Here is a 13,490-nt window from a genome sequence, read left to right on the forward strand (position 1 = left end):
CATGGAAGACGGGAAATTCCATGGCGTGATGGCGCCAATCACGCCAACCGGCTCTTTGGTAACGAGAATACGCCGATCCGCCCAAGGGGATGGCACCATATCGCCATAGGTCCGGCGCGCTTCTTCCGCGTACCAGAGAATATAGGCGGCTGACATGCCGACCTCACCTTTGGACTCCGCCAGCGACTTGCCTTGTTCCAGCGTAAGGAGCTCCGCCAGTGCATCCTGATTGTCGAGAATGGCATCGTGCAGCTTGCGCATCAGTTTCGAGCGCTCCAGCACTGATGTCTTGCGCCATGTCTTGAACGCTTCCGCAGCCGCGTTGATGGCGCGTCGCGTCTCCGCCTTGCCCGAATTGGGCACCGTACCAATTTTCAAGCCTGTTGCAGGGTTGATGACGTCGATCGTCTTGCCCGAGTCGGCGGCAACCCATTCACCGTTGATGAGGTTCGCCTGCTTCATGAACTGGCTGGATTTCTGCAACATCATGTTTCTCCCTGTGTTCGAAGGGTTATTGTTGTTCGTGAGTCCGTGAAGGATAACCCTGCACTGCGCGAGGCAGTGCGCCTTGGTCAAGGCGATGCGGCTACCCTGCTCCTTTTTGGCAAAAGCTGCAACAGGCTTCACCTACCCGAATATATGGGTAACGATCGAAATCCAGAATGCCATCGTGATCGCCGACAAAGCCGTGGCCATCACCATGGAATTCGAAGCCAGCGCCTGCCCGGTGCCGAAGCGTGTTGCAATCAGATAGGAGTTTACACCCGCAGGAAGCGCGGCTGATGTAACCGCAATCTTCGCAGTAAACGGCGGCAATCCGATGAACCAAGCGGCTGCCAGCACAACGGCGGGCATAACGAACAGCTTGATTGCCGACATGACCAAGGACGCCGCGACATGACCCGAAACCCCAAATTTCTTTAGCCCCATGCCCATGGCGAACAACGCGACCGGTCCTGCAACGCTTGCCAACGTCTGGATGAGCGAATCAGCAATCACTGGCATAAGCACTCCCGTCAGGCGCCAGATCCAGCCAGCGAGGATACCAAGTACAAAAGGATTACGGAGCAAGCTTTTGAAGAAAGAGAGTACAACCAAAGCAAAATGCCCATCACCTTCGAATACACCATCGCGGCGCATCGCGAGTTCATGCAGGGTGATGGACGCGGCCATCATGATCGGCATATGGATAGCCACGATCAGCGAAAGTATCGTAAAACCGTCCTGACCGAATACGCCGAGCATCAGCGGCATGCCGAGAAATACCAGATTGGAAAAAGCGCCAGAGACACCGGCTACAACACCAGCGCGATTATCGCGGCCAAAGATCATTTTGATTGCCAGATCGGATACTGCCCAGGCGACGATGACACCGGTGAAATAAGCAATCCACAATTGCCAGGGCGCAGCGCCGTGAAAGTCGGCTGTCACCATGGTCCTGAACAGCAGCAAGGGAGCAGCGATCATGAAGACGAAATCGGACAGACCATCGCCGACACGCTCATCCAGCAGCTTGAAGTGCGCGGCGGCATAAGCGATAGCAATCACACCGAAGACGATAAGGATTGTTTGAACGAGACCCATCGTTATCCGGAATAAGCCTGCAAGAAGTGGCACGCAAGCTGTTCCAAAGCCTTCACTTTATTTTTCTGTCCCAAATCACCATCTCGGCTGTTAAGGAGGCTGATGTTGAAGAGATTACGTCTTGGGGCATTTCCTGCACTCGCGCTTATGCTGAGCACAAATGTGATCGTCTTACCGGCGCTCGCGACAGACGCCGCTTGGGCAAGATTGGCACGCGGCGGATATACGGTTCTCATTCAGGGAGCCGACGTATCGGGAACGCTCAGTCCTACCGTGGATAACTCTGTGGATTGTTCCGCCACGCAAACACTCTCCGATCGCGGGCGTCAGTTGGCTCAAAAACTTGGCGCCCGGTTTGCCGCACGAGGCGTACGAATCGAGCGAGTGCTCACGAGCTCAACCTGCAATGCTCGCGAGACCGCGCGGCTTTCCTTCGGTTCGATACCGACCGAGATTTTCAAACCGCTTGATCCGATGCCCAATGACGACGCATCCAGGCAATCAACGGTCGATCAAATGCGTGCGGTGATCAGCAGCTTCAAGAGCTCCGGCAATCTGGTAATGATGACCGACAGGGCCAATATTACGGCTTTGACCGGCATTGCCCCGCGCCCAACCGAGGCTGTCGTGGTTGGTCCAGCAGAAGAAGGTGAAACGATTCATATCGCCGGGAGGATCATATTCGACTAAGGAGATATTGGCCTGACGTAGTGTTCGCCTGAACATTTCGGTCTTTCCCTATGGCGGGAAAAACGCTAGATACCGGCTCATTAGACATCAGTGCCTTGCTCAAGGCACCGGAAGCAAAGGAAAATCAATTGTCCGAAACATTCGACAAAGTCGCCGATATCATTGCCGAAACCAGTGAGATCGACCGCGATTCCATCACGCCGGAAAGCCACACGATTGACGATCTCGGCATCGATAGCCTTGATTTTCTCGACATCGTTTTCGCGATCGACAAGGCCTTCGGTATCAAGATCCCGCTTGAGCAGTGGACACAGGAAGTCAATGACGGCAAGGTCCCAACCGAGGAATACTTCGTACTGAAGAACCTGTGTGCCAAAATCGACGAACTCGTCACTGCAAAAAAAGCCTGATTTCCGCGCACGATTTCGGACAGGTTCCATCTTTCCACCAAACCGGACGCACCGTATGAACGGTGTTGCGAGACAATGCAGAACAACACCGTCGTTATCACTGGCATCGGACTGATTTCATCGCTCGGCGAAGGTGCTGATGCGCATTGGCAGGCTTTCAACGGCGAGGTCGAACCTCGCACCGACAGTGAGTCGTTCAAGCCGTATACTGTCCACCCGCTCGGTGAGGTTGATTGGAACAACCAGATTCCAAAGCGCGGCGACCAGCGGCAGATGGAAACCTGGCAGCGCATCGGTACCTATACGGCTGGTCTCGCGCTCGAGGATGCGGGCATCAAGGACGACGAAGCACTCTGTTCGACGATGGACATGGTGGTTGCGGCAGGTGGCGGTGAACGCGATGTCACCGTTGACAAGCAGATCCTGGCCGAGGCCCGGGTTCGCAACGATCTGGGCACGATGCTGAATGAAAAACTGTCGACCGAACTGCGTCCGACGCTCTTTCTCGCGCAGCTTTCCAATCTGCTCGCCGGCAATATCTCCATTGTCCACAAGGTTACCGGCTCGTCCCGGACTTTCATGGGCGAGGAAGGTGCAGGTATTTCAGCCATCGATACTGCCGTAGCTCGCATTCGCTCGGGCCAGAGCACCCACGCGCTCGTTGGCGGAGCCTACAATTCGGAGCATCCGGATATGCTCCTCGGCTATGAGCTGAATGGAATGTTGAAGACCGGTGGCTGGGCGCCGCTCTGGCAACGCGAGGGAACTGCGGGCGGTGGTATCGTCACAGGCTCGGGCGGTGCATTCCTTGTGCTGGAAAGCGCGGACCATGCGAAGAAACGCGGCGCACGCGCCTATGCCGCCATCGACGGCGTTTACAGCACGCAAATCCGCCGCAGCCGGGAAAACTTGACTGAGACGGTCGCGAAGCTCGTCGGTGCTGCCAGCGCCGATAAAGCCGCCGATCTGATCATCTCGGGCGCATCCGGCGCAAAGGACATAACGGCCGCTGAAAAATCAGCACTTGATAAGTTCTCAAGTTCAGTCGTGCGCGGCGTTGCGGGTAAACTCGGCCATCTGCGCGAGGCGCAGTTCTCGCTTGTCGTGGCACTTGCCGCACTTAGCCTTTTCAAGGGCTCGGCTTTCCCGCCAATCGATGCCGAAAACGAAAAAGCTGGCCCGTCCAGTATCGATACCGCGCTGGCGACCTCTATTGGCGGAACCCGCGGCGAAGGCGTTGCTCGCCTGGTCAAAGTTTAAAGGATATTTCTATGTCCAAATATACCGATCATCTCGGCCGTCCCCTCGTCGCCATTACCGGGCTAGGTGTTGTCTCATCGCTCGGACAAGGCAAGAAAGAGAACTGGGCCGCGCTGACTTCCGGTACGTCCGGCATTCACACGATCACCCGGTTTGCTCTCGACAATTTGCGCACGCAGATCGCCGGAACTGTAGATTTCCTTGAGGAAAGCAACAAAGGCGCGTCGGCGTTGTCGCAAAAACTCGCCTCGCTCGCAGCAGAAGAAGCGATTTCGCAGGCCGGTTTCCCCGTCGATGATTTTGGCGGACCGCTTTTCCTGGCAGCACCGCCTGTCGAACTTGAATGGAAAAACCGTTTTGCCCTTGACGCAATGGTAAAGTCCGAAGGCGAACCGGGCTACGACCTGCTTCTCGCAGCATGCCGCCGCGGCCCGCAGGTCGACATGTTCAACACAGTTGAATTTGGCTATATCGCAGAATGCCTCGCCGACACATTTGGTACGCGTGGCCTGCCCGTTACGCTTTCCACCGCCTGTGCATCAGGCGCTACAGCCATTCAACTCGGCGTCGAAGCTATTCGGCGTGGCGAAAGTGACCGTGTACTTTCGATCGGCACCGATGGTTCCGTTTCCGCCGAAGCTCTGATCCGGTTCTCTCTGCTCTCCGCCCTCTCCACACAGAATGAGCCTGCGCACAAGGCGGCCAAGCCGTTCTCCAAGGATCGCGACGGTTTCGTCATGGCGGAAGGTTCCGGGGCGCTGGTGATGGAATCGCTGGTCTCGGCAGTGGCGCGCGGCGCGAACATTCTCGGCATTATGCGCGGTTGCGGCGAGAAGGCCGATGATTTTCACCGTACCCGGTCGAAGCCCGACGGTTCTCCAGCCATCGGCGCCGTGCGCGCAGCGTTGGACGATGCCGGCATCAAGGAAGATGCCATCGACTATATCAACGCTCACGGCACCTCGACGCCGGAAAACGACAAGATGGAATATCTGGCGCTCTCAACCGTCTTTGGTGATCGCATTTCATCGCTCCCCGTTTCGTCCAACAAATCGATGATCGGCCATACGCTGACCGCAGCAGGCGCGATCGAAGCCGTGTTCTCGGTTCTAACGATCCAGACCGGGACGATCCCGCCGACGATCAACTACGACAATCCGGATCCGGCAATTGTCATGGACGTCGTGCCCAATGTGAAGCGCGAAGCGAGCGTCTCGTCCGTGCTTTCCAGCTCATTTGGCTTCGGCGGACAAAATACGTGTCTTGTCATGACGGCAGAACCGAACTAATCCGTGCCCTGAACAGGAAACGGACATTGATATGCGCGCATTACAGCTGATTGAAGACCGCAAGCTCGAGATCGTCGATATTGCACCACCGCCCCCGCCCGGCCCGGGGGAAGTCACGGTCAACATCAGGGCTGTCGCGCTTAACCACATCGACGTCTGGGGTTGGCGCGGTATGGCGTTCGCCAAGCGCAAGATGCCGCTGACGATCGGTGCTGAGGCGTCCGGCGTTGTTGATGCCATCGGCCCGGGTGTCAGCCTCCTGCCCGGTCAGCTGGTTTCCATCTACGGCGCACAGACCTGCGGCCTCTGCCGCCCGTGCCGTGAAGGCCGCGACAACCTCTGCGAGCATGTTTCCGGCGTGCACGGTTTCCATCTCGATGGCTTTGCCCAGGAAAAGGTGAACCTCAAAGCCCGCCTGCTCGTTCCGGCTCCACCCGGGGTCGACGAGATCGGCGCTGCAGTTGCTCCGGTCACATTCGGTACGGTCGAGCACATGCTTTTCGACAACGCGAAGCTTGAGCCGGGTGAAACCATTCTTGTCCACGCAGGCGGCTCCGGCATCGGCTCGGCAGCGATCCAGCTTGCCAAGAAGATCGGCTGCACCGTTATCACCACCGTTGGCTCCGACAACAAGATTGAGAAAGCCAAGGCGCTTGGCGCCGATCATGTCATCAACTACCGCGAAGATCGCTTCGAGGGTGTTGTCCGCAAGCTGACCAAGAAGAGAGGCGTTGATGTCGTCTTTGAACATGTTGGCGCTGACACATGGGCAGGCTCAATGCTGTCACTTCGCCGAGGCGGGCGTCTCGTTACCTGCGGTTCGACCTCAGGCGTTTCCACCAGCATGAACCTGATGATGCTGTTCCAGCAACAGTTGAAACTGCTCGGCTCGTTCGGCTGCCGAATGGAAAACATGGCCGACGCCATGCAGAAGATGGCGCGCGGTCTCGTCCATCCGGTGATCGACACCGAAGTCAGCTTCGACGACATCGATACCGCGCTGAAACGGATGGAAGGGCGGGACGTTTTCGGCAAGATCATCCTGCGCCTCAACTGATTCCATGAAACTCGATACGAAGCTTGCTCTATTCCGTTGGAGCCAGAAGTTGAAGTCATTCAACTACTGGCTTTCGGCGAATGTTATCTTTGGCATCCTGTGGCTTTTACGGCAGTTGCCCGCGAAAGCCGCGATGGATTTCACCGACAGCGCTGCGCGCAAAATCGGTCCCTTGATGGGCCGCCATCGCGTGGCCATGAATAATCTGCGCAAGGCCTATCCCGAGAAATCCGACGAGGAATTGCAGGAGATCGCACGCGACATGTGGGGCAACATGGCGCGCCTCACCGCTGAATACGTCTTTCTCGATGCGATATTCGACTACGATCCGCACAGCGACGAAACGGGGGAGATCGAGGTCCAAGGCCGCGAAATCTTCGAGCGCCTCCTCGATGAGAAGGATCGTCCCCACATCTTCTTTACCGGGCACACTGGCAATTTCGAACTGCTGCCGATCTGCGCGGCGACCTTCGACCTTAATGTCACCGCGCTGTTTCGCCCGCCGAACAATCCTTACGTCGCCAAGAGGATTTTGGGCGCCCGGCGGACCAATATGGGTCATCTCGTACCATCAAAGGCCGGCGCAGCCTGGTCGCTGGCCAGCGTGCTCAATGCCAATGGCAATGTCGGCATGCTCGTCGACCAGAAGTTCCGACGCGGCATTGCATCGACGTTCTTCAATCGGCCGTGCAAGACCAATCCGCTCTTGGCGAAGCTGGCGCGGCAATATGATTGCGACGTTTATCCAGTGCGCTGCGTTCGTCTCCCAGGCGGCCGGTTCCGGCTTGAACTGGAAGAAAAGATGGAACTGCCCCGTGATGAAAAAGGCGCCGTCGATCTGGCTGCAACCGTGCAGGCGTTGAACGACAAGGTCGAGACCTGGGTACGTCAATACCCCGGCCAATGGATGTGGTTCCACAAACGCTGGAACTAATTTCAGTAGTAATTCATTACCGCGTGTTTGGCTTCGGCGAAGAACAGCCAACGCTCGACGAAAACTCCAAGGAAATGTGCCAGGACCCCGACAGCAAGGACAAATTGCGAGACCAAACCGCCGTTGAGCACCATGGCCGTTAGCAATGCTACGATAGGCAGGACCGCACCACAAACAAACGCGATCGCCCAAAGCCTCGCAGCATGCTTTCGCGCAACGCGAAAGCCCATTTCGCGCGTCAGATAATTGTCGAGTGCATGCGGCCGTTCAAACAACCGCACTCTGCCGATAGAGCCAAGACCGGTCGCGCTTTCGGGTGTCGAGAGCGGCACAAGCATCGTCGCTCGGTTACGCCAGACCATCTTCGCAATCAACGCCAAAAGCAGGAACAACAGCGCCAACAATTCTGCGATCAACCCACTTCCACTCGCAAAAGCGCTCGCCAGCAAGAATCCGCCTGCCAGCGAAAAGAGAAGAAAGCATAGTGGCGTCAGTTTTGTATGCCATGATCCGACAGTCTTGAGCGACGCGTAGATCATTGACGTACAATAGACTGTCAGCAACGCACCCAGAGCACTTATCAATCCCAGAACAGAATCATACCTGTTGGCGAAGATCGCCAGCGCTGCACTCAAGGTCAGCGGTACGAACGTGGCAATCGCCATCACCCCTTCGCGCGACAACCAGCTTGAACGCCACTGGCTCAAGGCACGCCACGCGCGCTGCGGATTGCCGAGATGCAGGAGCGAGGACAGAAGCCCGATCGCGATGAATGAAAGGGATGCCAAATAGGCAAGCTTGGTCGATAGCAGCGACGGATCGAGGACACCAAGCCCCAGCGCAACCGCTAAGCCATATCCCAAACCGGACAAGGTTGTGAAAAGGATAATCGAATAGGCTGGATGCATGGATAGGGTCCGGACCTGTTAATATGATCGAAATGGCGCCTGAAACGGCAAGAAGATGCGAGGAGAAGCGTGAAGGGCGGGGTCTTTCCCCCGGCCGAAAGGTTCGACGCTTGAGCTTGCCGCCGCTTCGGCGTCCGCAGGATAGGGTCTTTTCGCCCGGCTAACGTGTCGCAAAGGCTCGAAAATGAACCACATTTCCATCGCCTTTGCTCCTCGTATCCGAACAGATGACCTCATACCATTTCGACCAGATTAGCAGGTCCGGACCCTAAATCCGGTCCAGCGTCTTGTCGAGCCAGGCGAAAAATCCACGCGCGCCTTCGGTGTTTTCGGCAAGCGGAATCATTGGCGCACTGTCGCTCAAGGATCTGCGCGGCCGAGGTGGTAGATATTTGTTTGTCGGTCGCGTTTCCTGTTCCGGCATCAGGTCAAACCCGCCGCGCTCGGCCACCATGATCGAGACGTCGGAGTTCGGATCGCCAAGATCGCCAAAATGCCGCGCATTGACCGGACAGGTCCTGACACAGGATGGCACGCGATCTTCCTCCTTCAGGGTCTCGTTATAGACACGGTCGACGCAGAGCGTGCATTTCTTCATCACGCCCGCTGCCAGATCCATCTCCCGCGCCCCATACGCACAAGCCCAGGCGCAAAGCCCGCATCCGATGCACTTGTCCTCATCGACGAGCACGATGCCGTCCTCGGCGCGCTTATAGGAAGCACCGGTCGGGCAGACCGTGACACACGGCGCATCTTCGCAGTGCAGACAGGATTTGGGGAAATGCACCACGCGCGCATCACCGGCTTCGCCAATGACCTGCCCGCCTTCCGGAACCACCTCGAAACTGTGGATGCGGTTGAGAAACGTCCCTGTAACATCCTCGCCATAAGGATGCTTGTCCGACAGCGCATTGCCATAGCCGCCCGTATTCCATTCCTTGCAGCTGATCACGCAGGCGTGGCAACCGACACAGACATCGAGATCGATGACGAGCCCGAGTTTCTTTGCGGTCCGGTTTTGCGGCAGGCTGGTCATTTGCTCGTCCACTCCTGTCCAAAGCGCAGTTCATCAGGCGGCTGTTTCTGGTTGCCGGGTCGTTTAATCGGGCCAAAATGCGGCTCGCTGATCTCCTCGCCCGCCTCGGCCTTTTCGATGCGCACGCGCAGATCGTACCAGGCCGCCTGACCGGTAATGGGATCGGAATTGGACCAGCGCATGCCATCGGACCTGGGGGGGAGCAGCTCGTGGATGAGATGATTAAGCAGAAAGCCCTTGGTTGCTTCGGGCGCGTTCGGATCAAGCGCCCAGGCGCCCTTGCGCTTGCCGATGGCATTCCATGTCCACATGGTCTTGCCGTTCACCGCATCGGTCCGTGCCACCTCGCATTTGATGCGGCCATGATGGGAGGTGACCCACGCCCAGTCCCCGTCCTTCAGGCCAATCTCATCGCAGATCGTACCTGGAACATAGAGCGGATTCTTCGTGTGGATTTGCCGCAGCCAAGCATTCTGCGAGCCCCAGGAGTGATACATCGCCATCGGCCGCTGCGTGATGGCGTGGTAGGGAAAATCCGCGGTATCGACGCCCTGTTCCTCGAATGGCCGGTACCAGTCGGGTAAGGGGTCGAAACAGTCGAGCAGGCGTTGCCTGTATTGTTCGGGAGCGACAGGTTGCCGGATTCCGAGCGCCGACGAGCGGAACTTCTGCAGCGTTTCGACATAAAGTTGGATCGTGACCGGCTGCGGCGCGTCAAAAAAGCCCATATCGATAGCGAACTGTTGGTACGCCGCATTGTGGTGTTTGAAATACAACGCCTCCTCAGGAATGTGTTTCATCCAGAAGGCACCGTGATCGATATAGTTTTTCAACTGGTCCTGATTGGGTTCGCCTCGCCCCTCGCCCTCTGCATCGGCGCCGCGCCACCCGGATAGCGGACCGATCCCTGGCTTGCGCTGATGATTGACGATGTAATCGGCATAGTCCTTGTAAAGCGCCTTGCCTTGACCGTCGACGAAGCCGGGAAGTTTGAGCCGCGCGCCGAGATCGATCAGCACCGATTGGAAACCACGCACATCCCGATCCGGTTCGAGCACTGGCCAACGAATGGCATCGCAGGCAGCCTCCGGTTCGGAGATTGGACGATCGAGCAGAGAAATACAGTCATGCCGCTCCAGATAGGTCGTGTCCGGCAGGACGAGGTCTGCATAGGCTACCATCTCAGACGAATAGGCGTCGGAATAGATGATCTTGGGGATCTTGTAGTTGCCGGTCGCCTCATCGCGCTCTTCCAGCATCTTGATCGTGCCGCGCGTGTTCATCGACGAATTCCACGCCATGTTCGCCATGTAAAGGAACAGCACGTCGACCGGATAGGGATCGCCCGCGCATGCATTGGCGATGACCATGTGCATCAAACCATGAGCGGAGAGCGGCGCTTCCCAGGAAAAGGCCTTGTCGATGCGCTGTGGCTTGCCTTTACCGTCAACCAGCAAATCTTCGGGCCCCAGCGGGTAGCCGAGATGCGGACCCGCCAGCGGTTGGCCCGGCTTCACATGTTCGGTCCTGCCATGCGGCCGCGGATGTGCCGTAGCCGGCTTCGGGTATGGCGGCTTGTAGCGATAGCCGCCGGGGCAATCGATGGAGCCAATTATCGTCTGCAGCACATGCAGCGCTCGCGCCGATTGAAAACCGTTGGAATGGGCCGAGATCCCGCGCATGGCGTGAAAGCTCACAGGCCTACCGATCATCACCTCGTGCTGTTCGCCCTTCATGTCAGTCCAGGGCTGCTGGACAACAATCTCTTCCTCGAAGGCTACCCGTGCGATCTCCGAAGCCAGGCCGCGGATCGTTGCCGCCGCAATTCCGGTTTCAGCGGTGACGGCTTCGGGTGCGTATTTGGGATCTAGATATTTTTCCGCCATCAGCCGCAGAACACTGCGAACTTTCCGGCCATCCCCGGTGACGAAATCTGCATTGAGATCGGCTGCGTGCCCCGGTTCATCAAACCGCACCAGCGCACCCGACTTGCGGTCACGCACCAGCGCCTTGCCAAGATCGTCCCTCAGAAACAAGCCGTGATCTTCCTTGCCTTCGTCATCGATCACTAGCCAAGGTGCATTGGTGTAGCGCTGGAGGTAATCGAGGTCGATCTTGCCGGTGCGGAAGAGCTCGTGGATGACGCTGAGGATCAGCAATCCGTCTGTGCCTGGTCTTATCCCGATCCAGTTGTCGGCAACGGCGGAATAACCCGTGCGTACCGGATTGACCGAGACAAATCGCGCGCCGCGCTTCTTCAGCTTGGATATGCCGATCTTTATCGGATTGGAATCGTGGTCTTCAGCCACACCAAACAGTACGAACAGTTTCGTCTTGTCCCAGTCCGGAGCTCCGAATTCCCAGAACGCACCGCCGATCGTGTAGATACCGGCAGCCGCCATATTGACCGAGCAGAAACCGCCATGTGCCGCATAATTGGGCGTACCGAAATTCTGCGCCCAGAAACTGGTGAGCGCCTGGCTTTGGTCGCGGCCGGTGAAAAACGCCAGCTTCTGTGGCTCAGTCTCGCGCACAGGCTGCAACCACTCCACGGCCAATGACAACGCTTCGTTCCAGCAGATTTCCTTGAATTCGCCGGAGCCACGGGGTCCTGTCCGTAGCAGCGGCGCGCGTAACCGTGCCGGCGAATAATGCTGCATGATCCCGGCAGAACCCTTGGCACACAACACGCCCTTATTGATTGGGTGGTCGCGATTACCCTCGATATAACGGACCTTGCCGTCTTTCAGATGGACATCGATGCCGCATCGGCAGGCGCACATGTAGCAAGTGGTCTTGCGGACTTCATCACCAACCGGCTCCGACAGGGCAAGGTGTGGTTCTGAATTCATTCTTGATGGGCCCCGCTAGTCACATGCTTCATGGATTGTTTTATAAGAACAATTCCAAACCACCAAACACACAAACGACATTTCATCAGGAAAACGGCATTTGCGACTGGCAACAAGTTGCCTCTTGCCAAATCGGGACATCGCCTGATTTGATGTGCGAATGGACGAAAAACTTTCCCGCGCCATCGAGAAACGACGTGATGACCTGATCACGCTGACGCGTGAACTGATCCGTTTTCCCACGATTAACCCGCCCGGCGAAGCCTATACGCCTTGTGCCGAATATCTTGCACAACGGCTGCGAAAGATCGGCTTCGAAACCCAGTTGATTCGCGGCGAAGGCACGCCCGGTGACACGGACCGTTATCCGCGCACCAACGTCGTCGCCCGGTTTGACGGACGAACGCACGGCCAGACCGTGCATTTCAATTCACATATCGATGTTGTGGACACCGGCGATGGCTGGACCGTAGATCCGTTTGAAGGCGTCGTGAAGGACGGCAAGATCTATGGGCGCGGTGCTTGTGACATGAAGGGCGGGCTTGCCGCATCGATCATCGCTGCGGAAGCTTTTCTGGAAGTCTATCCCGATTTTTCCGGTGCCATCGAGATATCGGGCACGGTGGACGAGGAGTCCGGCGGGTTTGGCGGCGTTGCCTATCTCGCCAGCAAGGGTTTCTTCTCCAAGCCCCGCGTCGACCACGTCATCATACCTGAACCGCTCAACAAAGATCGCATCTGCCTCGGCCATCGCGGCGTCTGGTGGGCCGAGATCGAGACCAAAGGTGAGATCGCCCATGGTTCGATGCCTTTTCTCGGCGATTGTGCGGTCCGGCACATGGGCGCTGTGCTGGAAGCCTTTGAAAACGAACTATTTCCGGCTCTCGACAGAAAGCAGACGCGCATGCCCGTCGTGCCGGAAGGTGCGCGCCGGTCGACGATGAATATCAATTCGATCCATGGTGGTCAGACCGATGATTATTCAGGCCTTCCCTCACCCAATGTGCCGGATTCGTGCCGATTGACCATCGATCGGCGTTTCCTTCTTGAGGAAGACATCACCGAGGTGAAGCGCGAAGTGATTTCGATCCTTGACCGGCTGCAATGGGAGCGGCCGAAATTCCACTACAACATTCGCGACATCATGGAAGTGCAGCCGCTGATGACCGAGCGTGATGCGCCGGTCGTAACGGCCGTCGCCCAAGGCATCCGCGCCGTCTTCGGCAAAGAGCCCGATTATGTGATTTCGCCTGGTACCTATGACCAGAAGCATATCGCGCGGATCGGACTGCTGCATGACTGCATCGCTTACGGACCGGGTATTCTCGACCTCGCGCATCGCCCGGACGAATATGTGGGCATCGAAGACATGATCGAGTCGGCCAAGGTGATGGCGTTGGGATTGAAGGTGCTATTGTCCGGCTCGATCTAGACGAAATAGACATCCATTGCTGCTACGGCAAAGTATTG

Annotated in this window: 12 protein-coding genes; 7 read left to right on the forward strand and 5 right to left on the reverse strand. The window is 57.3% G+C overall.

The window, feature by feature from the left end:
• Together AAAC48_RS28215 and AAAC48_RS28220 are read right to left on the reverse strand one after the other, a co-directional pair.
• Positions 1–486: aldehyde dehydrogenase family protein (locus AAAC48_RS28215; protein ID WP_340657403.1), on the reverse strand; the 486-nt coding region annotated here is incomplete at its 3' end.
• Positions 487–627: 141 nt separating this feature from the next.
• A complete protein-coding gene (locus AAAC48_RS28220) occupies positions 628–1,584 on the reverse strand; it encodes an AEC family transporter (RefSeq protein WP_340657404.1) in 957 nt (318 codons plus the stop codon).
• A 102-nt stretch (positions 1,585–1,686) separates the two neighbouring features.
• On the opposite strand from AAAC48_RS28220, the gene AAAC48_RS28225 reads away from it, so the two are divergent.
• The 6 genes from AAAC48_RS28225 to AAAC48_RS28250 all read left to right on the forward strand — a co-directional run bounded on the left by AAAC48_RS28225 (position 1,687) and on the right by AAAC48_RS28250 (position 7,224).
• On the forward strand, positions 1,687–2,274 hold the full coding sequence (locus AAAC48_RS28225) for a histidine phosphatase family protein (RefSeq protein WP_340657372.1): 588 nt from the start codon (positions 1,687–1,689) through the stop codon (positions 2,272–2,274).
• A gap of 128 nt (positions 2,275–2,402) precedes the next feature.
• Positions 2,403–2,684, forward strand: coding sequence for an acyl carrier protein (locus AAAC48_RS28230; protein WP_340657373.1), 282 nt, complete (start codon positions 2,403–2,405; stop codon positions 2,682–2,684).
• Positions 2,685–2,759: 75 nt separating this feature from the next.
• A complete protein-coding gene (locus AAAC48_RS28235) occupies positions 2,760–3,944 on the forward strand; it encodes a beta-ketoacyl-ACP synthase (RefSeq protein ID WP_340657374.1) in 1,185 nt (394 codons plus the stop codon).
• An 11-nt stretch (positions 3,945–3,955) separates the two neighbouring features.
• Positions 3,956–5,233: a beta-ketoacyl-ACP synthase gene (locus AAAC48_RS28240; protein WP_340657375.1), complete on the forward strand. Its 1,278-nt coding sequence runs from the start codon at positions 3,956–3,958 to the stop codon at positions 5,231–5,233.
• Positions 5,234–5,264: 31 nt separating this feature from the next.
• Positions 5,265–6,290: a zinc-binding dehydrogenase gene (locus AAAC48_RS28245; protein WP_340657376.1), complete on the forward strand. Its 1,026-nt coding sequence runs from the start codon at positions 5,265–5,267 to the stop codon at positions 6,288–6,290.
• A gap of 4 nt (positions 6,291–6,294) precedes the next feature.
• On the forward strand, positions 6,295–7,224 hold the full coding sequence (locus AAAC48_RS28250; protein WP_340657377.1) for a lipid A biosynthesis lauroyl acyltransferase: 930 nt from the start codon (positions 6,295–6,297) through the stop codon (positions 7,222–7,224).
• A gap of 2 nt (positions 7,225–7,226) precedes the next feature.
• On the opposite strand, the gene AAAC48_RS28255 is transcribed toward AAAC48_RS28250, so the two are convergent.
• From AAAC48_RS28255 to AAAC48_RS28265, 3 genes are all read right to left on the reverse strand, one after another.
• Entirely contained in the window at positions 7,227–8,132 is a 906-nt protein-coding gene (locus AAAC48_RS28255; protein ID WP_340657378.1) for a DmsC/YnfH family molybdoenzyme membrane anchor subunit, read from the reverse strand.
• A 268-nt stretch (positions 8,133–8,400) separates the two neighbouring features.
• Positions 8,401–9,168 carry a 4Fe-4S dicluster domain-containing protein gene (locus AAAC48_RS28260; protein WP_340657379.1) on the reverse strand — a complete coding sequence of 256 codons (768 nt, stop codon included), beginning with the start codon at positions 9,166–9,168 and terminating at the stop codon, positions 8,401–8,403.
• A complete protein-coding gene (locus AAAC48_RS28265) occupies positions 9,165–12,020 on the reverse strand; it encodes a molybdopterin oxidoreductase family protein (protein ID WP_340657380.1) in 2,856 nt (951 codons plus the stop codon). The genes AAAC48_RS28260 and AAAC48_RS28265 overlap by 4 nt, the downstream gene beginning before the upstream one ends.
• A gap of 160 nt (positions 12,021–12,180) precedes the next feature.
• Between AAAC48_RS28265 and AAAC48_RS28270 the strand changes: the two genes are divergently transcribed.
• Positions 12,181–13,452 carry an acetylornithine deacetylase/succinyl-diaminopimelate desuccinylase family protein gene (locus AAAC48_RS28270; RefSeq protein ID WP_340657381.1) on the forward strand — a complete coding sequence of 424 codons (1,272 nt, stop codon included), beginning with the start codon at positions 12,181–12,183 and terminating at the stop codon, positions 13,450–13,452.
• The last annotated feature ends 38 nt before the right edge of the window (positions 13,453–13,490 follow it).

The sequence above is a fragment of the Phyllobacterium sp. genome, assembly GCF_037994405.1.
GTDB lineage: Bacteria > Pseudomonadota > Alphaproteobacteria > Rhizobiales > Rhizobiaceae > Phyllobacterium.

What these genes read in the sequence shown, in the direction of transcription:
- AAAC48_RS28245 (WP_340657376.1), top strand. Translation starts at nt 5,265, where the DNA reads ATGCGCGCATTACAGCTGATTGAAGACCGCAAGCTCGAGATCGTCGAT.
- AAAC48_RS28235 (WP_340657374.1), top strand. Translation starts at nt 2,760, where the DNA reads ATGCAGAACAACACCGTCGTTATCACTGGCATCGGACTGATTTCATCG.
- AAAC48_RS28265 (WP_340657380.1), bottom strand. Translation starts at nt 12,020, where the DNA reads ATGAATTCAGAACCACACCTTGCCCTGTCGGAGCCGGTTGGTGATGAA.
- AAAC48_RS28220 (WP_340657404.1), bottom strand. Translation starts at nt 1,584, where the DNA reads ATGGGTCTCGTTCAAACAATCCTTATCGTCTTCGGTGTGATTGCTATC.
- AAAC48_RS28255 (WP_340657378.1), bottom strand. Translation starts at nt 8,132, where the DNA reads ATGCATCCAGCCTATTCGATTATCCTTTTCACAACCTTGTCCGGTTTG.
- AAAC48_RS28260 (WP_340657379.1), bottom strand. Translation starts at nt 9,168, where the DNA reads ATGACCAGCCTGCCGCAAAACCGGACCGCAAAGAAACTCGGGCTCGTC.
- AAAC48_RS28225 (WP_340657372.1), top strand. Translation starts at nt 1,687, where the DNA reads ATGTTGAAGAGATTACGTCTTGGGGCATTTCCTGCACTCGCGCTTATG.
- AAAC48_RS28270 (WP_340657381.1), top strand. Translation starts at nt 12,181, where the DNA reads ATGGACGAAAAACTTTCCCGCGCCATCGAGAAACGACGTGATGACCTG.
- AAAC48_RS28240 (WP_340657375.1), top strand. Translation starts at nt 3,956, where the DNA reads ATGTCCAAATATACCGATCATCTCGGCCGTCCCCTCGTCGCCATTACC.
- AAAC48_RS28250 (WP_340657377.1), top strand. Translation starts at nt 6,295, where the DNA reads ATGAAACTCGATACGAAGCTTGCTCTATTCCGTTGGAGCCAGAAGTTG.